17 protein-coding genes and 2 pseudogenes are annotated in these 23,090 nt (G+C 32.8%); 4 read left to right on the top strand and 15 right to left on the bottom strand.

The features are described 5' to 3' along the window. Positions 1–88: 88 nt before the first annotated feature. From SMSK597_RS04475 to SMSK597_RS04455, 5 genes are all read right to left on the bottom strand, one after another. On the bottom strand, positions 89–2,302 hold the full coding sequence (locus SMSK597_RS04475) for a glycoside hydrolase family 31 protein (RefSeq protein WP_000688710.1): 2,214 nt from the start codon (positions 2,300–2,302) through the stop codon (positions 89–91). Further along, a complete protein-coding gene (locus tag SMSK597_RS04470) occupies positions 2,299–2,943 on the bottom strand; it encodes a DUF624 domain-containing protein (RefSeq protein WP_001170585.1) in 645 nt (214 codons plus the stop codon). The genes SMSK597_RS04475 and SMSK597_RS04470 overlap by 4 nt, the downstream gene beginning before the upstream one ends. Before the next feature lie 181 nt (positions 2,944–3,124). Beyond that, positions 3,125–4,690, bottom strand: a complete 1,566-nt coding sequence (locus SMSK597_RS04465; protein ID WP_000792259.1) for a type 2 periplasmic-binding domain-containing protein — start codon at positions 4,688–4,690, stop codon at positions 3,125–3,127. A 9-nt stretch (positions 4,691–4,699) separates the two neighbouring features. After that, positions 4,700–5,596 carry a carbohydrate ABC transporter permease gene (locus tag SMSK597_RS04460; protein ID WP_000870790.1) on the bottom strand — a complete coding sequence of 299 codons (897 nt, stop codon included), beginning with the start codon at positions 5,594–5,596 and terminating at the stop codon, positions 4,700–4,702. Positions 5,597–5,613: 17 nt separating this feature from the next. After that, complete coding sequence (locus SMSK597_RS04455) at positions 5,614–6,531, bottom strand: ABC transporter permease (RefSeq protein ID WP_000861540.1); 918 nt, start codon at positions 6,529–6,531, stop codon at positions 5,614–5,616. A gap of 202 nt (positions 6,532–6,733) precedes the next feature. Between SMSK597_RS04455 and SMSK597_RS04450 the strand changes: the two genes are divergently transcribed. Next, entirely contained in the window at positions 6,734–8,404 is a 1,671-nt protein-coding gene (locus SMSK597_RS04450) for a sensor histidine kinase (RefSeq protein WP_000773063.1), read from the top strand. Continuing rightward, positions 8,385–9,923 carry a response regulator transcription factor gene (locus tag SMSK597_RS0101990; protein ID WP_001023732.1) on the top strand — a complete coding sequence of 513 codons (1,539 nt, stop codon included), beginning with the start codon at positions 8,385–8,387 and terminating at the stop codon, positions 9,921–9,923. The genes SMSK597_RS04450 and SMSK597_RS0101990 overlap by 20 nt, the downstream gene beginning before the upstream one ends. Positions 9,924–10,301: 378 nt before the next feature. Here the strand turns inward: SMSK597_RS0101990 and SMSK597_RS04445 are convergent, their stop codons facing one another. The 8 genes from SMSK597_RS04445 to SMSK597_RS04410 all read right to left on the bottom strand — a co-directional run bounded on the left by SMSK597_RS04445 (position 10,302) and on the right by SMSK597_RS04410 (position 16,605). Beyond that, on the bottom strand, positions 10,302–10,913 hold the full coding sequence (locus SMSK597_RS04445) for a Fic/DOC family protein (protein ID WP_000823008.1): 612 nt from the start codon (positions 10,911–10,913) through the stop codon (positions 10,302–10,304). Beyond that, a complete protein-coding gene (locus SMSK597_RS04440; RefSeq protein ID WP_000050754.1) occupies positions 10,913–11,089 on the bottom strand; it encodes a hypothetical protein in 177 nt (58 codons plus the stop codon). The genes SMSK597_RS04445 and SMSK597_RS04440 overlap by 1 nt, the downstream gene beginning before the upstream one ends. Before the next feature lie 164 nt (positions 11,090–11,253). Continuing rightward, the gene (locus tag SMSK597_RS04435) at positions 11,254–12,015 is read right to left on the bottom strand and encodes a MurR/RpiR family transcriptional regulator (RefSeq protein ID WP_004237405.1); all 762 of its coding nucleotides are present in this window, start codon (positions 12,013–12,015) and stop codon (positions 11,254–11,256) included. 383 nt (positions 12,016–12,398) lie between these two features. Beyond that, positions 12,399–14,084: a glycoside hydrolase family 13 protein gene (locus SMSK597_RS04430; RefSeq protein ID WP_000752658.1), complete on the bottom strand. Its 1,686-nt coding sequence runs from the start codon at positions 14,082–14,084 to the stop codon at positions 12,399–12,401. Beyond that, positions 14,084–14,500, bottom strand: a complete 417-nt coding sequence (locus SMSK597_RS04425; RefSeq protein ID WP_000169850.1) for a PTS sugar transporter subunit IIA — start codon at positions 14,498–14,500, stop codon at positions 14,084–14,086. The genes SMSK597_RS04430 and SMSK597_RS04425 overlap by 1 nt, the downstream gene beginning before the upstream one ends. Before the next feature lie 11 nt (positions 14,501–14,511). Further along, a complete protein-coding gene (locus SMSK597_RS04420; protein ID WP_001000716.1) occupies positions 14,512–15,324 on the bottom strand; it encodes a PTS system mannose/fructose/sorbose family transporter subunit IID in 813 nt (270 codons plus the stop codon). After that, complete coding sequence (locus SMSK597_RS04415) at positions 15,317–16,117, bottom strand: PTS mannose/fructose/sorbose/N-acetylgalactosamine transporter subunit IIC (protein WP_000452055.1); 801 nt, start codon at positions 16,115–16,117, stop codon at positions 15,317–15,319. Before SMSK597_RS04415 ends, SMSK597_RS04420 begins: the two co-directional genes overlap by 8 nt. Before the next feature lie 11 nt (positions 16,118–16,128). Continuing rightward, positions 16,129–16,605: a PTS sugar transporter subunit IIB gene (locus tag SMSK597_RS04410; RefSeq protein ID WP_000117808.1), complete on the bottom strand. Its 477-nt coding sequence runs from the start codon at positions 16,603–16,605 to the stop codon at positions 16,129–16,131. Positions 16,606–17,299: 694 nt separating this feature from the next. Between SMSK597_RS04410 and SMSK597_RS04405 the strand changes: the two genes are divergently transcribed. Together SMSK597_RS04405 and SMSK597_RS04400 are read left to right on the top strand one after the other, a co-directional pair. Next, on the top strand, positions 17,300–18,508 hold the full coding sequence (locus SMSK597_RS04405; protein WP_001106638.1) for an ATP-binding protein: 1,209 nt from the start codon (positions 17,300–17,302) through the stop codon (positions 18,506–18,508). A gap of 465 nt (positions 18,509–18,973) precedes the next feature. Next, positions 18,974–19,348, top strand: a pseudogene (locus SMSK597_RS04400) (tyrosine-type recombinase/integrase); the annotation flags it as partial. 580 nt (positions 19,349–19,928) lie between these two features. Here SMSK597_RS04400 and SMSK597_RS13195 read toward each other — a convergent pair. Continuing rightward, a pseudogene (locus SMSK597_RS13195) lies at positions 19,929–21,251 on the bottom strand (ISL3 family transposase). A gap of 159 nt (positions 21,252–21,410) precedes the next feature. Continuing rightward, positions 21,411–23,069 carry a mercury(II) reductase gene (gene merA, locus SMSK597_RS04390; protein ID WP_001031943.1) on the bottom strand — a complete coding sequence of 553 codons (1,659 nt, stop codon included), beginning with the start codon at positions 23,067–23,069 and terminating at the stop codon, positions 21,411–21,413. Positions 23,070–23,090: the final 21 nt, after the last annotated feature.

The following is a 23,090-nucleotide window of genomic DNA, read 5'->3' as shown; positions in this document are numbered from 1 at the left end:
CAATAAGCATAGAGATGTAAAACTGTTACACATTAAAAAATAAATAATTAGCAATTAAATAATAGAAATTGTGTACGAAATTTCTTAATTAGTTTTCGCTAGTAAATATCATTTCCAACAAACGCCCTCTCAATTCCTTATCCTGATGATGCAAGATATTCATTAACTCATGAGAATTTTTCGCATTGATGAATTGATTTAACAATCTATCTTTTAATTCATATGGAAGAGAAGCCGTCTTTAGTAGTCTAAAAACTTCATCATTTAAAGATATTGTTTTATTATCTTTACATTCAAATCTAGCTGTATCATTCTTATTTGGCAATTCAATTATAGACACATTCGTTCCTTTAAAATGAATTCTATGTTTTCTATTGCTTGGAACGATACTAGAATCTCCTTGTAATGTTAACTCTACCATCCCCATTTCCCAATCGATTGATAATCTTGTTTTATATCTTTGACCATTTTGATCTTCAATCATTTCAAAAGAATGTTGTTTGCCTGGGAATACATACCAATCTACAACTTCAGGTAACTCAACACCCATATCTATCTCAGAGCCAACCAAGGGAATGATTGCACCACTTTTTGCAAACACAGGTATAGTCGAAATGTCTCTATAAACACTTAACTTCACACCACCTGTGTATTTCTTCTCTGAAAAGAAGTCATACCATTCACCTTCAGGTAACCATACATCCACTTTTGCAGATTGGAATGCCAAATCCATCTTTTCTACAATGGGAGCCACCATCAGTTCTGTTCCAAAAAAGTATTGATTTGGAACATTATAACTCTCATCATTCTCTGGGTAGAAATAATACATTGGGCTGATTAATGGGGCACCTTCCTCGTGTGTCTTTACATTCATGGTATATAGATAGGGAATCATCTGATGTCTCAAACGAAGGTATTTCTTCATAATCTTAGATGTTATTTCTGAAAAAAACCAAGGTTCTTTACTATTGAAGGGACTTCTAGAACTATGTAATCGAGTTATCGGACTAAAAACACCAAACTGTAGCCATCTAGTTTGTAGCTCTTCGTCATAATCACCCAACATGTGTCCACCGATATCATGGCTCCACCAACTATAACCGATATTAGATGCTGTCGCTGTAAAATAGGGTTGAAATCTTAAGGAATTCCAACTAATAATAGTATCCCCTGAAAAACCAACAGGGTAGCGATGACTACCAGGACCTGCATATCTTGATAAAATCAAACCACCTTCTGCATTTTTACAACTATCCTGATAGTGATAATGGTTTAAAAGCCACAGTGGATCCAACATGCCTTGAGTCCCTTGTTGCCAGTCAATCCACCAAAAATCTACTCCCTGCTTTTCTAGCTCATAATGAACATCTTTAAAGTAGGATTCTCTAAAAGAGGGATTAAAAAAATCAAAAATAGCAGGTTCTTCTAGTTCTACATTTAACCCCAATCGTTTTGCGACTTGAGGATAAGCTTCTTCATAAGCCCGTATACCATCAGCAGGATGGACATTTAAGGAGAGTTTCAACTTTCTATCATGAAGTTGTTGCAATAACTGTTCTGGATTAGGTATTAAGTTTCTATTCCAACTATATCCTGTCCAGCCACTTCCAAAACGAGCTGGAATGTCAGTTATATGCCAATCCATATCTAACACACCGATAGATAATGGAATTTTCTCTGTTTCAAATCTGTCTATTAAATCCAAATATTCATCCGACGTATAAGGCCAATACCTACTCCACCAATTACCTAAAGCGTATCTTGGCAACAAGGGTGTTGAACCAGTCAAATGGTAAAAGTCTCTGATTGCTCCTCTATAATCATGCCCATAGGCAAAGAAATAGAGATCAATTTGATTTTCTCTCTCAATATAACCAGACTGTTCATCCCAAATAAATCCTTGAGAATCATCCAATAAGGATATACCATTTCGGCTAATAATTCCATCTTCTAACGAGATTGCTCCATCTGCCTTATCCAGAGTCCGAGCTGTTCCTTTTAATGTTTCAATAGATTCACCAAAATACCAGCGACTACCATATACGGCAAAATTTCCTTTTAATTCTATAAATAAATTTTCGGCGTTAAATTCTCCTTTATTAAAGTGCAAATGAAAATAGTCCGTCATAATATCTAGTACGTTTGATGTCTCGATATAATCTAACGAAACTTGGCCAAAATCTCTATTATAGATAAGTTGTGTCATTCTATCCTCAAAACTTCCAGTTTGAGAGTATTCTAACCTTACTAACTTGTCTGTTAATACAGAGATTCGATAAAACTCTCCCTTAAAAATTTTCAATTTGTTTCCCTCCTTTTAGTAAATTTCTTTACCTTATCAAACATTTTATTTGTTATCGTTACATTCATCAATCCGCAAAAAGCAAATCCCCCAAATGTAAATACGTAAATAGCTGTTAAAACTCGTTCTGGACTACTAAAACTCATATACAGTACAGACATATTAAATAAAACCAACATGATAGCTTGTATTGGATTTAACATACAAATTAATACGCTATTTACAATACTATTTTTTAGATTATCTTTAAATAGACCAATATAGGGAAAAATAACACTCATCAAAAGTATTATAACAAATAAAAAGGGCAACACTAACAATAAACTATACTCTGAAAGTAAACTTGAATAGCCCCAAAGACAATAGTTCACATATAAAAGTAATTCTATTAGGAGGATAAACAACCAAATAAAAGTTGATTGTTTAAAATTTTGTCTAAAGATCCGAAAATAATGATAAGCAATATCGGTATCTTTACCTTTTAAAATACGATACCACATTGTCGTAAGAGAAGTTAGTGATGCCCCAATTGTAACTATTGGAATACAACTAACAATAAATAGAGTATTTAAAATAATTAAATCTGTCAAAAAAGTTAAAATTCTAACCACTTTTCCATCTAATGAAAATAATTTTTGCATAATATATTCTCCATAAAATCAATCGTCTTAACTCTATATTTTAGAATGTCAGTTGCACAAAAACATTTCCAAATTTCTTTAAAAATTAGAATAAAGGAAGCGAGATAATTTGATGTTATCAGTCTCGCTTCCTGTAATTAGCTAGTCCCTTGTTTATACAACCAAGAGTTCATATAAAGTATTACTCTTTGACTTCTTTTTGGTAACGATTATATGCTTCCTGTTGAATCTTCATAAATTCGTCCAATCCCATATTCTTAAGAGTTTCTTTGTATGAGTCCCATTCTTTTTCTATGCCACCTTCAACTACCCATTTAGATGCTTGTTGTTTGACATAGGATTCAATGCTCACATAGATTGATGATAATTTGTTAAGCTCTTCTTGTGAATAAATCACATTAGGGTAAGCTGGCAACGCAAATTGTTTCAAATCTTGGTCCATCTTCAATTTCAATCCATCACCTTGTGTTTGATCGATTTCTACGCGACTATTGATATCATCGCTTACGTATTTAGGACCAAAATCTCGAAGTGAATTAATCCATGCCCATTCATCAGCTGATTTACCATCTTTAGGAGGTAACACTTTAAACTTATCACCATTCTTTTCAGTAGCTATTCCAAATGATCCATAGAAATTCTGAATACTTGCTTCATCTGTATATAATTTATCCAACCATTTCAATAATTTAGCAGGGTTTTTGCTCTTATTTGTAATCAAAATTTCATTTCGACCATAGTTGTAATGATCTGGATCAGAAAAGACATATTGTTTTCCATCCATACCTTTTAAAGCAGGTAGAGCAATATACTCGCTTGAATGTAAGCCAAACGTTGCATCTGCTGTCCAACCACTAGAAACACCTACTCTAGATACTCCCTTATCCATACGTTTTGCTACACTCATAGAGGTATCTTCTGTAAAGATTTCCGGATCAATCAAACCTTTTTTATAAGATTCGTGCATTGCTGCAATCCCTTGTTTATAACTTTCCTCTGTACGAAGGTAGACTGGTTTCCCATCTTTTACAGACATTTCATATGTATTATCTGCCCCTAAACGATTATTGAACGGAAGAATATATGAGAATGTTGGATCAAAGTTTCCTGCTCCGAATGGAATTTCATCAGAAGCGTCTCCATTTCCGTTCGCATCTTTATCCTTAAATTCTTGTAGTACTTTTACTAAATCATCATAAGTTTCTGGAACCTTTAATCCTAAATTATCCAGCCACTTTTTATTAATAAATAGCTGATTAGCTACTGTAGGACGCATCGGTAATTTTTTAGGTAGACTGTAGATATGACCATCTGGTGAAGTAATCATAGCTTTAATCTTAGGTTCTTTCTCCATAGCCTTAGTTAAATTAGGCATGTTTTCCTTGATTAAATCTTCCAATGGAATAAACAAAGATTGGTTCTGAGCAATTTCTGAATCTGTAAATGCATTTGAACCCAAAAATGCATCTGGTAAATCTCCGCTAGCAACCAAAACAGATTTCTTATCTGCCCAATCTGCGGCTACAAGTGTATCCCATTTAACATCAATACCTGCTTCCTTGGCAGAATCTGTTAGAAAACCTTTATGATAATCTTCTCCCCAGTCAGACCAACGAACAGTTGTGATTTTATAAGAATCTTCTCCAGACTTATCGTCCTTATTCGCATTATTGGAATTTGCACAGGCTGTTAAGCCAGCAAGTGTAACTGTTCCTAAGAACAAATATGTAAATGATTTATTTTTCATGATTTTCTCCTATTCTTTCAAGGCGCCAATCATTACGCCTTGATTAAAATATTTTTGAACAAAGGGATACAACAACATAATCGGAGCAGTTGAAATAACAATTGCTGCATATTTCATCATATCAGCTTTGATACGAAGATCTGATGCAACTTCTCCTGTTGCTTGCGATTGTAACATTTGATTACTAATTAGTAAACGTCGTAAAATTAATTGCAATGGCTGTAAATTTTCATTCGTTAAATAAATTAAAGCATTAAACCACGAATTCCAAATACCAACTGCAGTCCAAAGTCCAATAACTGCTATAATAGCTTTTGATAACGGAACAACTATTTTAATAAAATAACGAATTGTACCACATCCATCAATTTGCGCAGCCTCCCACATCCCGTCTGGAATACTATTATTAAAGAAAGTTCTAGCAACAATAATATTGTATGATGAAACTGCAAAAGGTATTACCATTACCCAAAATGTATCAATCAAGCCTACATTCTTTACTGTTAAGTAGGTAGGAATCAAGCCACCTGATACGAACATAGGGATTATGTATAGAATACTCATCCACTTTCTACCAACTAATTCTTTTCTAGATAAAGCATAACCAGCTGGAATATTGACTACTAAAGCAACCAAGGTACCAACAACAGTATATAAAATTGTATTTAGATAGCTACGCAAAAATAAAGGTTGTTGAATAAGACGTAAATATCCATCTAATTTCCATTCTCTTGGAATAAACCATACCTTCCCGTTTGCAACATCTGAAGGATTACTAAAAGATGCAATCACTACAAACCATAACGGATAAACAATTAACAGGATAAGGAAAATTGCTAAACCATAGGTAACTATATCAAATAATAATTCAGAGTTTGTTTTTCTTGATTTATGAAACCATTTCACCTTGAGCACTCCTTCCTTTAAAAAAGACCCGTTCTAGTATATCTTTTTGAGAACCAGTTAACAGATAACAAAATTATTAGATTAACTACCGTGTTAAATAACCCTATAGCTGTCGAATAACTATACTGAAAGTTCACCATACCAACTTTATAAACATAGGTCGAAATTATCTCACTTCCTGCTAAATTAAGTGGATTCTGCAGTAGTAACACTTTCTCAAAACCTACACTTAATAAACTACCTGCTCTTAATATTAGTAAAATCATAGCAGTTGGCAAAAGCAATGGCAATTCTATATGCCGAATTTTTTGTAACCTAGAGGCACCATCCATAGTTGCAGCCTCATAATATGTAGGATCAATTGCAGAAAGCGCTGCTAGATAAATAATACTATCCCAACCAATATGCTGCCATACATCACTCCAAACATAAACACCTGCAAAATGACTAGGTTTTGATAAAAAATCTGGAATAGTGATTCCAACAGACTTAAATACATTCGCTAACAAACCACTAGTAGGAGATAAAAATAAGATGATCATCCCACACATAACCATTGTAGAGATAAAATGAGGTAAGTAAGTTGTCACTTGAAATATTTTTCTAAATTTCCCAACTCTTAACTGATTACTAATGATAGCTAGTATAATAGGTAAGGGGAATCCTACTACAATACTATAAAGTGAAATTTTTAATGTATTGAACATAGTTGTCCCGAATTGGAATGATGAGAAAAATTGAGTAAAGTACTTAAATCCTACCCACTGACTAGCAAAGATACCATTGGCTGGTGAATAGTCTTTAAATGCAATAATTAGTCCCAACATGGGAATATAGGAAAATAAAATTAATAGCAATATTGAAGGAAAAAGTAATATATATAACGGAATACTATGCTTTAATTTTATTTTATGAAGTTGAGATGCTACTTTCATGTTTTTCCTCCCATCTGATTTTCTACGATTATTTTACACCATATAGAATTCCCTTAATAGAACTTTTTGGACTAGGTTTATCAATTTTTCAGTTTTTTAATTTTAAGAACTATTACTTTTCCGACATCTTAATAAAACATATCTGTTTTGTTACATGATATCATATTTTCAAAGTGCTATAATTTTAATAGGAGACTAGTATATGAAATTAAATCACGACTTATCAAAAAAACATTCTATTCATTTTTTCTTTAAACTCCTACTTGTACTACTATTGATAAATATTTTAATCAATATTGCTATGAGTGACATAACCAGAAATTTTATTAAAAACCAAAATATAGTACACCTACGTAGTTCAATTGAAATTTATGCTGACTCTGTTAATGAGAAATTGCATTCTGTAGAACGCTTTATGTACTCAACAATAACGCATAATGAATCTTTAGAGAAATTAAATCATGTACAAACGTTTCTTGACTATCAAGAAGATCTCAAAAAAGTTCAAACTAGCTTTGCAGAGTTTGAATATCAAAATGAAACTCATATGACATTCTTATTAGAAACCGATAGTACTGATTATTTTATAAATGTCTCCAATCTTTATATTCCATATGAAGATTATCTACTGTTAAAATCAAATCTAAAATCATTGCGTAGTGATATAAGTGACCGTAAATGGAAAAATGTAACTACTAAAAACAGCGAATACTTAGTTAAATCTGTTCATTACGAAGGAAAAATCATTTATGCCGTCATATCTTCAGAAGATATCCTAAAACCTCTCAATAAACTTAATATTGGTAATAATGGTAAACTCTCCCTAAAAGAGCCTAACAATATACCGTCCTCTAATTACCTAATCCATGCTCAAAATGAAAAAACGCATTTACCTTTCGATATTTATGTTTTAGTCGATTATGCCGAAGTCTTTAGAAATATCACTCTTTTAGAAGTATTTTTATCAGCTGTTCCTATCATTATCACCATTTTATCAATCATCATTATCCTATATATTCGTCAATGGATGATTAAACCAATAACAAGACTCACTGAACGACTCTCTCAACTCGGGGACTCCATCACCCCTTCTGAATTTTTTATATCTGAAGGTATACTAGAAATTGATAAGGCAAATGATAAACTTAATAAAGTAATATTTGACATGCAAGAATTAAAAATAAGGGAATACCATTCACAACTAGAACTTAAGAAGATTGAACTTAATTATCTTAAGAACCAAATTCGTCCGCATTTCTACTTAAATATGTTATCAATGATTCATAGTATGCTTCAAACAAAAAACTATAAGGAAATTGAAGAGTTAACTATCCTAACTTCAAATTATCTCCGTCATTTATTTATGGCTAATCAAGATTTTTCAGAACTTAAAGATGAAGTTCAGCATATTAAAGATTATTTAGAAATACAACGAATTCGATATGGAAATAGCATCTACTTTTCACTAGACTACAATTCTGATTTACAAAATACTCTTGTTCCATCGTTACTGTTACAAACGTTTATTGAAAACACAATCAAACACGGTTTTTCATTTCAGGATTTATTTACAATTTTACTATCAATAAAAAAAGTAAAAACTGAGAACTCAGATTATATTCAGATTTGTATCGAGGATAATGGTCCAGGTTTCTCTGAAGAAATTTTATCAAAACTAAATCAGAAACAGTCTCTAATAACAGAAGATGGACATCATATTGGGATCACAAACACCATCGAACGTTTAAATCTTCTCTATCCTAATGACTATAGTATTGCATTTGAAAATAATGAAGAAGGTGGTGCTAAAATTCTTTTACTTATTCCATACAAGATTATAGACGGAGGTTATAATGAATATCTTATTAGTTGATGACGATCGCTTTATCATTGAGGCTTTACGAGAGAAAATAAATTGGGATAAACTACACATTGACATTGTTTATGTTGCCTATAGCCTCACTCAAGCTCAAAATATTATTAGAGAGCATCCTATTGATCTCATGATAAGCGATATCGAAATGCCTCAAGGTAGTGGCCTCGAACTCTTATCGTGGATTAGAAATGAAAAATATGATATAAAAACAATTTTTTTAACCAATTACGCCGACTTCAACTATGCTCAAAAAGCAATTGAATTACAAAGCTTCGAATACTATCTAAAACCCATTAACTTCGAAAAATTAGAATTTATTATTCAAAAAGCCATTAGTAAAATTGAGAATCATAACTTAAACGGAAAAAATGATGCACTTTTACAAATAGAAGATAATTTCTGGTATGATTTCCTTAGAAAACCTCAAATTTCTCGCATTGATGAACTAGAAAACATAGCAATCAAACAAGATTTTATTCTTAAAAAACACCAATATTTTTTCCTTGCAGTTTTAACAATCAATCTTAATGAAGAAGATTATTCTGCAGAAACCCCATCATGGACTTCTCAACTAAAAAGAGAACTTCAAAGAATTTCACAACCTTCTTATAAGCTGATAAGTCTATTCAAGATGGAAAGCCAGGTTGATCAATATGTTTGTCTCTTTAGAGTAGACTCATCCAAACGTAGTGACAAATTGGCATATGAGATTCATTCTCAAATTTCTAATAACTTTAGTAAATACTCAAACATTATATATAAGAGTTGCCATAAAATATCCGATATTTTATTTCATACCAAAGAACTCTACACTTATAATGAACAATATGTTTCTTATTGGAATACTATTACATGTGTTCCACATAGTTTTCCAACTTCCTTTAAAACAGAAACTCTTTCAATTACTTTTTTAGATACCTTAAGTGAATACGAATTAAGAGAAAAAATTAATTCACTTGCTTATAATTCTCAAATTCCTACTTTCACACTACAACAAATTTTACTAGATTGGACTCAACAAATAGGAATATATCTAGATCAAAATGGAATCTCGGCACATAAATTATTCCAAAACAGCACTCATGATTTCTTATTCCAACGACGCTTTCATTCAATTGAATCTTTTCAGGATTACTTTGATTATTACTGGTCACATGCTAAGAAATTTGCAACAAACATTGAAAACCAAAAAAATAGTATTCAACGTATTGTCGAATACATAGATCATCACTACTATGAGGATATAAATCGTTCTATATTAGCAGATATGGTTTATCTCAGTGCAGATCATTTAGCTAGAATTTTTAAAAAAGAAACTGGAGAAACTCTTGTTAAATATATAACGGATAAGCGCATTAATGCTGCTAAATCTCTCCTATCTCAAACAAATATCTCGATATCACAAGTATCTTGTCAAGTAGGGTATGATAATTATTCTTACTTTACTAAAATTTTTAAACAAAGGACTGGACTTTCTCCTGGAGATTACCGTAAAACTTATCAAAACAAAATGTAAGCAATCTAAATCATTGAAATGATAAGTAAAATTCAAGGTCTGTAGTAATTTTTGAAATTCTACAGTTTTTCCAAAGATAGCACCATAAACTTATTTGAAATTGCTGATAAGGTAACTTCTTAAAAAGTCAGTTTGAGAAAAACAGCCAGTAAATATTTCTAGGATAAAACGCATGCTATCAAGCTTTTCACTCCTGATAGTATACGCTTTTTATTTGAATACTTGCTATAACACCTTATAAGATTTACTATCATACCATAGCAAAATGAACTGCACCCTAAAAGTTAAATAGAAAAAATCTAACTTTTAAGGTGCAGATTACATAAAATATTCTAGTACAATAGAGCATTCTTATCCAGGGTAGTCGAATGTAGCAACTCATAACTTGAAAAGAATTTTTTCAAATAACTTCGTTAATTTAGTTTTGTCTCCATAAACTGTACCATCCATATATAAATGATAAATCTCATCATCATCACCAATTGATATTTCACATTCAAAACCTTTCATCAAAGCTAAAGAACGAATAACCTCCCTCTGCGTTCTACCGTTTCCTTCACGGAATGGATGAAAATAATTGAGATTATCTAAAATTTCGACCAATAAGTGAACGACTTCTTTTCTACTATTGGCATTGTCATGAAATCTATCTATCAAATTATTAAGGTAAGTAAGTGCTGTATCGAAAGACTGAATCGACATAAAAGCATTACCACTTTTTGAAATATTGACTTTTCTAAATTCACCTGCCCAATGATACATATCTTCAAACAAAAATTGATGAATTTTCAATATATCTTCTACACTATAAACTGGGATAGGATTGATAAATAATTTCAAACTCTTACTAGCAACCATACGATATTCAAGATCGCGTGCTTTTTGCTCATCTCGTTCTTCCTGCTTATTTCTTAGAACTGAAGAATCTGGATAGGTATGTAAATTATTCGGATCAATATAGTCATAAGAATCATAACATTTACGCTTCATTAAGCCATCCCCAGAGCAAGAGCTTCATCTCGTAATTTTTCAACATCACTAACCGTAGGTCGCCATCCTTCAATCATATTTGTACTTAAAGCATACCAAACACTCTTAAAAACGGACCGATTTTCAAAAGCGACTCCCATGATTGTCATCTTTTCTTTATCTATATCTAAGGACATATACTACCTCCTTTAGTTACATTATACCATGTTTCTCTGTAATTTCTTTTTCATTTTTAACTAATGTACTGTAATCATTTTAGTCATTTTAAAAACGTTTTAAAATTTTTTAGGTTAATCATAATTTTATTTTAAGCTATAAAAAACATCAGGAATAATCAACTTTAATCAACTAACTTATTTACAAATTCTCTATATTTTCTTGCCAAAATCATTAATACAATATATAAGCAAGACATAGAGCGACTATCAAGGTCTGGATTTTCGTCTATTCTACTAATTTCATAAAACAATTGATACGTTGAATTATTCTTTAGAAAATTATCGCTAAACTCCGTTACACCAATAATAGTAACTCCCTTTGCATTTAATTTATTTATAGTTGTTTGTATCCCTTTAGTATTTCCACTCAATGATGTAATTATCACTAAATCATCTTTATTCAAATTATCAGCTAGCATGGAAAAATTCGTTTCCCCTGAAACAAGATAATTTGGACGATGACTTAAGAATAATTCATTTGACAACTCTTTCGTAAAATTGTTTTGAGTGAAACCAGTGGCATACAATATTACTTGGGAAGCTTCATAAATTTTTTTTAAAATAGGCAAAAAATCTAATTCTGTAGCAAATCGAAATGTTTTCTGTATATCCATTTGTAATTGAGATAACAAGTCTATTTTATCCACTGATTTTGTTTTAGAGATTGAATCTTGAATCGAATATCTCATATCTGTAAAACCTCTAAAACCAATCTTCTTCGCTAATCTCAAAACAGTGCTTTTTGAAGTTAATAAAAGTTCTCCTACTTCTACTATCGTTTTGGATACAATTAATTCTTTATGTTGAACAATGAACTGCAACATCTCTTTTTCACTCATTGTTAAACTATCATAGTTAACTTCAACATACTGTTCAAAATTCATTTTTTCATCCTTTTTATTTACATCATTATTTTCAAAATCGGTGTTGTTATTAAAAGTGCATATCCATTTGAAAATCCTATAAAACAATTTAATTCTATCATAAACAAACATGGAATTAAAGATAAAACATTCTCACTTTAGATTATGTACAACAGAACTCATGATTGATTGAATTAGTCTTCAATAAATAGATTAATAGAAGAGACAAATCAAAAAAACGCACAATATCAAGTTTAGAAAAATTTGATATCATACGTTCCTCGTGAATAGATTCTATAAATTCCCTATTAAAATTAGGGTTTAATCTAGTATCTAATCTTAATACTATTAACTCTCACTACAACTGTCAAATAGATTCTATTCATCGTTTTACAAAAGCAACCTTATTGTTCTATTAAGAAAACTTGAGCTTCAAAAGGTTTCAATTCAAAAAATTTTGGAAGTTGTTTAAGTTCTGATTCATAATTTCCAATTAAATGTTTTACTTGACGACCAATCAGTTTCGATGGCACTTGCGAGGTAGTAGGTTTTTTAGAGAATGAACACACAATTAATAAAATTTGTTTATTATATTCCCGTACATAACTAAAAACATCACTATCTTCTTCGTTTATCAATTCATACTTCCCATGAATTATAATTGGGTAATCGCGCCTCAAGCTGATTAATTTTTGATAATAATAAAAAATTGAGTTTGAATCTTCAAGACAGGCTTCTGCATTTATAGAAGAATTGTCTGGAGAATACTGTATCCAAGGGTTTCCACTTGAAAAACCATATCCTTCTTCTTTATTTCCATTCCATGGGAACGGTGTTCTCGCATTATCTCTAGATTTTAAATAAATTGAATTATTTATATAAGATGAAGATTCACCATTTTCCTTCATAAGTTCATAAAAATATTTAGTCTCGATATCTTTGTAATTCTCTACAGAATCAAAATGAACATTCTTCATCCCCAACTCTTCACCTTGAAAAACATACGGAGTTCCCTTCATCATATGCAATAAGGTAGCTAACATCTTTGCTGACTGTACCCTAAATTCACCATCATCACCAAATCGAGTGACAGCTCTTGGTTGATCGTGATTACTCCAGTATAGTGAATTCCACCCTTTTTCTAACTTCAATTGCCACTCTGTTAAAACTGATTTTAAATCACTTACTTTAAAGCGTATATCTGAAAACTTACCATATCTACCATAATCCAAGTGCATGTGATCAAAATGAAACACCATATTCAATTCTTCATTTTCGGGCAGGGTATACTGTAAAGCTTGATCACTGTTTGTATTTGGAGCTTCACCAACTGTCATTACATTATATCGGCTTAGAACTTCCTGATTTAGTTCATGTAAAAACTCATGAACTCGTGGGCCATTTGAAGCTCCTACATAATAAGATTTAGTGTATGGAACTCCACCCGGTGCGTCAGGATAGTCCTGCCTTTTACTTATCAATGTAATGACATCCATCCTAAAACCATCAATTCCTAAATCAAACCATTTGGTCATCATTTTTTGAATTTCTTGACGTACCGTTGGATTTTCCCAATTTAAATCTGGTTGTTCCTTGGCAAAACAATGTAAATAATATTGATTTCGTTCTGGAACATACTCCCATGCAGATCCACCAAAAGTGGAACCCCAATTATTAGGTTCGCTACCATCTGGCTTAGGATCTTTCCAAATATAGTAATCAGAATATGGATTATTTTTATTTTTTCTAGATTCAATAAACCATGAATGCTTATCACTGGTATGATTCACAACCAAGTCAAGAATAATCTTTATTTCTAATTTATGAGCTTCTGCTAATAATTCTTGAAAATCTTCCATTGTCCCATAAATTGATAGGATTCTTTCATAATCACTGATATCGTATCCATTATCCACCAATGGTGATTCATAGATAGGATTAAGCCAAATAACATCAATTCCTAACTTATGGAGATAGGGTAATTTTTCTTTTATTCCATTCAGGTCTCCTACACCATCTCCATTTGAATCCTTAAAACTTTGAGGATAAATTTGATAAACAACACTATTTTTCCACCAAGCATCTGCCATCACTCATCATCCTCATCAGTCACTTGATTATATATATCATTCACAAAAAGTAATTGATTCTTTGCTTCATCAATAGACTTTCTAATTAAATCTTCAGATAAATCTTCGCTTTCAATAGATAACAAAAGCGTCATAATAATTGGTAAATTCATCCCTGTTACAAGAAGCAAATTTCTTTTGCTCATATACCTAATAAAAGTTTGGTTCACCGATCCACCAAGCAAATCTGTAAAAATCAGAACTTTTTCGTCAACGGGATAACTTTCTAAAAGTTTTGAAATTTCGTCTTCAATTGGCTCATTATTAATATAGGCTGCAATTACATCAATTTTTCCAATAGATGGGATTAAGTACTCTATAGTATCCTTCATCCCAGTTGCAAGATGATGATGACTTGCAATAATAACTTTTGTCATATTTTCTCCTTTTAATTAACTGATAAAATGCCAAAGTAAGACAGAATTAAAGATAGAATAATAATTCCAAAAATAATTTGAATTACGGATAACTTCTTATTCGCTAACAATTTGTAAACTAAATAAGTCATCACTGCAGGTAATAGCGCTGGCATGATTTTATCAAGAATATCGTCTTGAATTACTAGTTTAACATCTCCTGTAGTAAATACTGTCGAAATCTTCATTTTAACTACAGATGGGATTAAAGCTCCAACAACCGTTAAACCCATGATTGAAGCAGATTCAGTAAAAATATTTAATTTTTCACCTAATCCGGTTATCAACTTCAAACCAGAATCATATCCGATATCAAATAATTTAAATCGGAAAAATAGGAAGAAAACATTCAAAACTAACCAAATTATTGCACCAATTGGATTCCCTTCTAATCCCATATATGCTGCAATTGAGCCCATGATTGTTGGATATAATACCCAAATTAAGGTATCACCTACACCAGCAAGTGGTCCCATCATACCAGTTTTAAAATTTTGTACCGTATCTAAAGATTCAACACCATCTTTTTCTTCCATTGCTATACTTGCACCTAATAAGATATTAGCCATCCAAGTAGTAGTATTAAAATACTTAAAATGATTATTCAATGATGCAACATATTCATCATCATTTGGATAGATTTTTCTTAAAACTTTATTTAATCCATAAACAACTGCTGGTCCCTGTTGATTCTCATAATTAAAAGTGTTACATGCCATAAACATATATCTGAACGCGGCATTACGAATATCTTTTTTTGTTATTTTTTGTTGTACATCATTCATCAAAGTCATCTCCAAATTCTTCAGCTCCGGCAACTGTTGAAGAGACAACAGTTGATACATTTTTATTCATAGTAAAATAGTAATATGCAATGGCAAAACCAGCAAGAGAAATTCCTAAAATTGGTAAATTCAAATATGCTGCAAAGATAAAGCCAACAATAAGCATGCTTAAATATTTTTTAGTAGGCATAACTTGTAATAGAATCGCGATTCCGACAACAGGTAGGATACTACCTGCAATAGATAAACCATTAGTGAACCATTCTGGTACACTATTCAAAATTACATTTACAATTTTATCTCCAAAAATGACACAAAGAGCTGTCGGAATTGCGGTTGATAAACCAAAAATAACCGGTCCAATCCAAAAAATTCGATTCATCTTAGCAAACTTTTTCTCATTAGCTGCCTTCTGAGCTGCGTGGGTTACATATGTATTAAGTATTTTTGCTAAAACATCCAACTGAATACCAAGCATTCCAACAGGAACTCCCACTGCTAAAGCTACAGCTTTTGCAGACTCTACATTACTTGTTGTTTTAATCGCAATAAAACCACCTACTAATGCTGCAAGACCCCAGTTTGGTACGGATGAACCACCAATATTTGCAACACCTAATGCCATCAATTGGAATGTTCCACCAATAATCATTGCTGTTTTCATATCTCCCATAATAATTCCAACAAATAATGAAACCATTATAGGAAACCAAGTACTTAGTACCAATCCTTGTTGATCTAGTACTACCCAAAACGACAATAAAATAATAAGTAAACCTTGAATCACTTCCATAGTATCATCTCCTATTTAATATACTTTTCTAAATTTTCCTCTGGATCAGAAGGAACAAAATGGAATGTTACATCAACACCAAGTGTTTTTAATCTTTTCAAATCAGCAACTTCTTTTTCATTGACAGAGACCATCTTCTTAACTGTTTTTTTTCCTTCACCATCAAACATTATTCCAACGTTGACCTTTGGTATCTTTACTCCACCTTCAACTAATGCCACCAATGTTTCAGGTTCTCGAACAATTAGTAAAACATTATGATTATCATACTTGCCATCTGCAAAATTTGTAATCGCAGTATCTGTATCAATAATTGACATTCCAGTTCCTGCAGGTTTACTCATCCTCATAGCAGCCTTTTGGACTTCGTCCTTACTTACTTCATTATCTACTACCATCAACCTTTTGGCCTTTGTAGCCCCCGCCCATTGTGTTACCACAATACCATGAATCATGCGTTGATCAATTCTCGCTAATACTACTGACATATAGCTTCTCCTTTTTTTAAGTTATGATAGAATTATAAAACACGAAAACGCTTAACACAAGATGTTATAAGCATTTCGGGAGATGTATTGAAAAGTTGGGATAAGTAGCAAATTAGTGAGAAGTTTCCCGACATAAGGAATTTATGTATCTGTTATCTTTTTCTTTCATTTGATTATTAGTATTCAAGATAAAACTGTCTAACAAACTATTTTATAAAATAATTTTAGTCAATCAAAAAAATTTAGGACATTTTTAAATCATAACACCCATCTAACGGGTGGTTTGCACCGAGGCTAGAAGCCCAAATTGCCAAAGGATGGAATAAAAGCCTTAGAGTTTTATTAAGGATAATTATAATCTTGATTTGGCTGATAGAACTAACCTCCAGGGGCATTTCCCCGAAATGAGAACATAATCATTTCTAATTTATATCCAATGGCTGTTGGTGGTTCACTTATCATAATCATAAAAAGTAGGCGAAAAATACGAACTACTGTATCACAAAGTTGATGTAATAGTTTAACAACAAACGCACAGCTACTTCATGTCAGTTCAAATGATTTTATTATCGTCATTTTCTATTCTGAAGATATTATTTCTAGATATTTAAAAATAACAAAATAAATTCTAATTTATTTCTAAATATTTGAAAATAATTACTGTTTGTATTATACTATCTTTGAGGTATCTATTATGAACTATATTAAAAGACCACATTATTTAGACTTTCTAAGAAGACATCGTGACCGCCAAATCATCAAAGTTGTGAGCGGAGTTAGACGAGCTGGTAAATCTGTGCTTTTTCAACTCTATAAAGAGGAGTTACTAGCAACTGGGGTAGACGAGGATCAGATTATATCCATCAATTTTGAGGATCTAAGTTATTATGACCTGCGACATTTTCAAACACTATTCACTTATATAAAAGGGCAGTTAGTTGGAGAGAAAACATACTATATCTTTTTAGATGAAATTCAACATGTTGAAAAATTTGAACTAGTAGCAGATAGTCTATTCATCTTGCCAAATGTTGACCTCTATTTGACTGGATCAAATGCCTACTTTATGAGTAGCCAATTAGCTACAAACTTGACTGGTCGGTATGTTGAGATAGAGGTTCTTCCTTTGTCATTTGAAGAATATCTATCAGATCAATCTCTCACAGAGAATCTGAATACAACAGAAATTTTTAACAATTATCTCTTTAGTGCTTTCCCTTACTTATTGCAAACATCATCTTACGCTGAAAAAATTGACTATCTCAGAGGAATATATAACTCCATACTGTTAAACGATATTGTCACTAGATTGGGAAATCCAAATCCTACTATTATTGAGCGCATTGTCCGAACCCTTCTCAGTAGTACAGGTAGCTTAATATCAACAAATAAGATGCGCAATACCCTAGTAAGCCAAAACGTTTCAATATCCCATAATACTTTAGAAAATTATTTGACAACTTTGACAGATAGTTTACTTTTTTATTCCGTTCCACGTTTTGATGTAAAAGGTCGAGCATTATTGCAACGCTTAGAAAAATATTATCCCGTTGATTTAGGTTTACGACATCTCTTATTACCAGACCACAAAGAAAACATTGGGCATATCTTGGAAAATATTGTATATTTGGAATTGAGACGTAGATATTCACAAGTATATGTTGGTAATTTAGATAAATATGAGGTTGATTTTGTTGTTGTAACTGATCTTGGTCACTACGCTTATTATCAAGTCAGTGAAACAACACTTGCTCCAGAAACACTAGAAAGAGAACTTAGACCACTAGAAGCCATTAAAGATCAATTCCCAAAATATCTATTAACAATGGATACGATTCAGCCAACAGCAAATTACAATGGTATTGAGAAGAAAAACATTATAGATTGGTTACTAGAAAAGTAGATAAATATAAATCATGCAGCTAACTAGATTTGCAACAGTCTGTTATCAATGATTCTCCCCAAATCCTAACAAGATATAAGGAATTTAGAACACACCATCTAATAGGATAAAATGGAATCTATAACTTCTGGAAGTACTATTATTACTCAAAATGGTGAATCTCCATATAATTAATGAAACTATAAATCAAACGGAACTATAATGAAAAAGAGACCAAGCAATCAGGATTTAAAATCCTAAAAACGCATACTATCAGGTATGAAAAAACTTGATAGTATGCGTTTTATTATGGAAATATTTGCTTCATTTTCTCCTGAAATAGAGCTTTTGCTATCCTATTTTTCTCTATTTCTAATGACCTATACTCTTCGAAAATCAAATTCAAACCACGTCAGCGTCGCCTTACCGTACTCAAGTACAGCTTGCGGCTAGATTCCTAGTTTGCTTTTTGATTTTCATTGAGTATTACTTCAACTCCCTACCTCTTGGAAAGAGCAACAAAAATATGGACTAGCAAAGTTTGGCATCATCAGTAATCCAGAACAATTTGTTTTTACATATATCGACACAAAAGGAAACATCAACAAGCCTTTACATGCTGACTATCTGAACAATAAAATGAAAAGTATTAGAAAGCGACATAAAGAACTAGCACACGCTACACCGCATAAATTACGACATACAGGAGCGACACTTGCTAAAAAAGCAGGAATGAGCTTAGAAGCTATTTCTGAAGCACTAACACACAGCGATACAGGTACAACTCAAATTTATGTCAATACTTCTAATGTAGTTCCTATGGCAGTTGGTGAATTTGCTTTAAAGTCTCTAAAACAATAAGGTAAACTTTTGAGTGCTTTGAAACATTGATATAATCGGATTGATTAACGTTTTGAGGCAACTGACTTCGTCAGGTTGCAGCCACATTTGTAAGCGACTAAAGTCGCAACAACTGTGTCAATTGCACCAATTTAGTAAGAAATTACAAAAAAGAACACCCCGAAAGGTGCTCTTTGTAAGTATAGTAATTCTTTCGAATTAACGTTTACTAAATTGTGATGCTTTACGAGCTTTCTTAAGACCTGGTTTTTTCTACATTATGATATTTATGGTAAATTATCACTAAAATCAAGTAATTTTAAGAGATAAATCCTCAATATTTACATATATAATCCTTTTGAAAATCGAGAGGTTATCAAAGGGTTATCACATTTTAGTTTTCGGAGCTTATGTAGTTGAGAAATACGAAATACCGTATCATAAAGATGATGTACAGTTTAGCAACAAATATACAGTTTCTTCGTGCCTGGACAATTTCTTTTTCTATCCTGAAGATATTTAAACAGTTCTATATATTATTTCTTGTGAGTAATTTTCATCAAAAAATTTCGGGTATTCGGATTTTATGGTGGAAAAGGGCTTATAAATCACCCTTCTCCAAATTCTTAATAAGTGTGGAAAAATCGACACCTAAGTTGTCTGTAATGTCGTGATCATTCACTTCATACCAATTGAAAGTATCGTATAACATAGCTTTATTGAAAGCACTTGAATTAAATCGTGGCTTACGCTTTTTATGGAGCTTCTCATTGAAAAGGATTTTGGCTCGTAAGGCATCAAACGAGTAACCTCTACCCATTCGCTCTACCTGCCTAATAATGCTGTTAATTGACTCCGTATAAGCATTAGTGAGCCTTTTATCAAAGTAGTTGAATATTTCAACATGCCAGTTGTCTACGGCTCTCACGAGGTCTTTATATGCGTCTTTAGAGTTGCTGGACATACAACGGTGTCTCCATTGACTATAACGAAGATGACCTTCATCTGGATCAGGAGTATCCCATATCCAGTAAAACTCTTCTTTGAGTTCATAGGCTTCTTTTAAAGCAGGAAGATTACCTAACCAAGTATCTAAGAGGAATGATTCACGTTCATTTAGATCGTGTTTACGCTTTAGAAGGATAAACCTTTAACGCATAAGGGTACGTCTTTCTTTTTGGCTCATATGGGCTTTCAAAGACTTTCTGACGTTATCTAAGGCTTGATTAGCCATTCTAACTACATGAAACTTATCTACGACAACTTTAGCGTGTGGAAGGATAGTGTTCACTGCGTCTTTGTAGGGCTTCCACATATCCATTGTGACGTACTCAATGTAAGTCCTGTCACTGATTTCTGAAAGACGTTGGATGACTGTTTCCTTGTTACGGTTAGGCTTGATGTCATAAATAGTCCTGCGTTCAATATTAGTCAATACAAGCCGAGGTCTACGGATAATATGTATCTCGTCTATCCCAAGCCACTTAGGAGTTTCAAACTGGTATTCACGTTCTTTGAGTGCCACATAGTCCTTAAAAACGTTCCTAATGGTTTTCTCGTCAACACCAACGCTTTCTGCGACTTCTACAAAGGTCTTAGACATGGATTGCTCTTGAATGGACTTTAAAAGCCTTTTGGTCATACTACGCTTTTCATCTACAGATATTAGGCGTTCCCAGAAGGTAGATCCGCATTCACGACACTTGTATCGTCTACGGTTCAATTGTAAGCCCACTCGCTTTAAACGAATGGGCAAATCCATAATTAGTTGATTTCTTGAACTGTGTTTGTACAACTTGTCAAAACCACATTCAGGACAACGTTCAGGTGGTCCGACTGCTTCAACTTTAAACATCATATCGGTTTCATTTTCTTGTGGCGGTTCTATTGTTTTAATGTCTGGTAGGGATAATAAGTCTGACATATTATTCATCCTTTATTACTCTGCAGTGTTAAGGTATCAATTATAGATTTGATGTCGAAATCATCAGTGTTAAATTATTTTTGTGACCACAAATGCACTTAGAAAATCCCTTAAAGCATTAGCTGATTCACTTGAATAGGGAGTTGTAAAAAAGTTCCCTTAGCCTGCACAGCAAGATAATTTCGAAACATCTTTATCAAAAGTTAGGACAGCCAGCTTCAATCCTTCTGCCATTGTTAGATATGGAGCCATCGTTTCTCTCAGATCTCCAACAGTTAAACCGAATTTCACAGCTAATGTTGCTGCATAAATTACGTCTCCTGCGTTTTCTGCCACTACATGCGCCCCTAACACTTTCAATGTTTTCGCGTCTGCCACTAATTTGAAAACACCTGTTGTTTCCCGATTAACGAGCGCTCTTGGAACAGCATCCAACGGCAATACCGATGTTTTCACTTCATATCCTTTTTCTTTTGCCTGTTGCTCCGTTAAACCAACCGTTGCAATCGATGGAGAAGTAAACGTAACGCCTGGAACCACTTCTAAATTGACCTTTTGATTTAGTCCTCCGATTGCATTACGAGCAGCAAGTCCACCTTCATAAGCAGCTACATAAACAAATTGGGGACCGAGAGTGACATCTCCAGCTGAATAAATTCGGGAATTGGTCGTTTTAAGATAATCATCAATGACAATTTCACCACGGGAACCAACTTCAACGCCTGCTGCATGTAAGTTTAATGATTCTGTATTTGGTTTTCTTCCAGTGGCAATTAGCAATTGTTCTGCTTCAATAATTCGCTTTTTACCATTTATCTCAACATGAACTTTTTTAATGTCTCCATCTTGCTCAACTCGTTCATAGGTTGCACCTGTTACTAAATTAATTCCCTGTTCTGTTAAGGCCTTAGTAATGGCTTCTGAAATTTCAGGATCGTATTCTTTTAATAGACGCTCGCTTCTTTGAATCAAAGTGACTTCTGACCCGAGGTTATGAAATAGTTGTCCTAATTCCATGCCGATATATCCTGAACCAATTACGGTAAGACGATTTGGAACCTTCTTTAATTCCAATAAGCTAGTGCTTGTTAAATAATCTACTTCATCTAATCCGGGAATATTAGGTGCAGTTGAAGAAGCACCTGTAGCTATTAAAAATCTTTTGGCTGTGATTTGATTGCCATTTACTTCAACTGTATTTTCATTTACGAATTTTGCTTCACCTTTTATTAATTCAAAACCATAATCATCAATTAAATTCACATATTTTTCATTTCGCATCTCGGTTACTAAATCATTCTTTTGTTTTACTAATGGCGCTAAATCAACATTTGAAGCCGAAGTGTGTAATCCCACAAATGGATTATTTTTTGCTAGATGATTGATTTCCCCTGCTCTTAATAAGGTCTTAGAAGGAACGCATCCGACATTAACGCAAGTTCCACCCACCGTTCCACGCTCAATCATAGCCACTTTTGCGTTCAAAGTAACGGCTTCAATGGCAGATGAAAAGGCAGCTCCACCAGAACCGATGATGATGTAATCATAATCATAGTTACCTTCATCATTTAAACTTACATCTGTCCTTTTTTCCGATTGCACTTGTATTTCTTCTGCTTCGCCCGGGTGATAATTTGCGTCAGCAATCGCCTTTATTGCACTTTCAACCTCAATATCATCGGACAGTTCAAATACTGCTTCACCACGACGATAACTAGACTCAATATTTTTAGCACCTATCTTTTCAAGTGCTGATTCTACGTGTTTTTCACAACCCGTACAAGTCATTCCTGAAATGTTTACCTTAAATTTATTCATAAAAAAGCTCCTTTCGTTAAT

The organism is Streptococcus mitis SK597, from assembly GCF_000148545.1.
Classification (GTDB): domain Bacteria; phylum Bacillota; class Bacilli; order Lactobacillales; family Streptococcaceae; genus Streptococcus; species Streptococcus mitis_C.
This window is presented reverse-complemented; position numbering and strand designations above follow the sequence as displayed.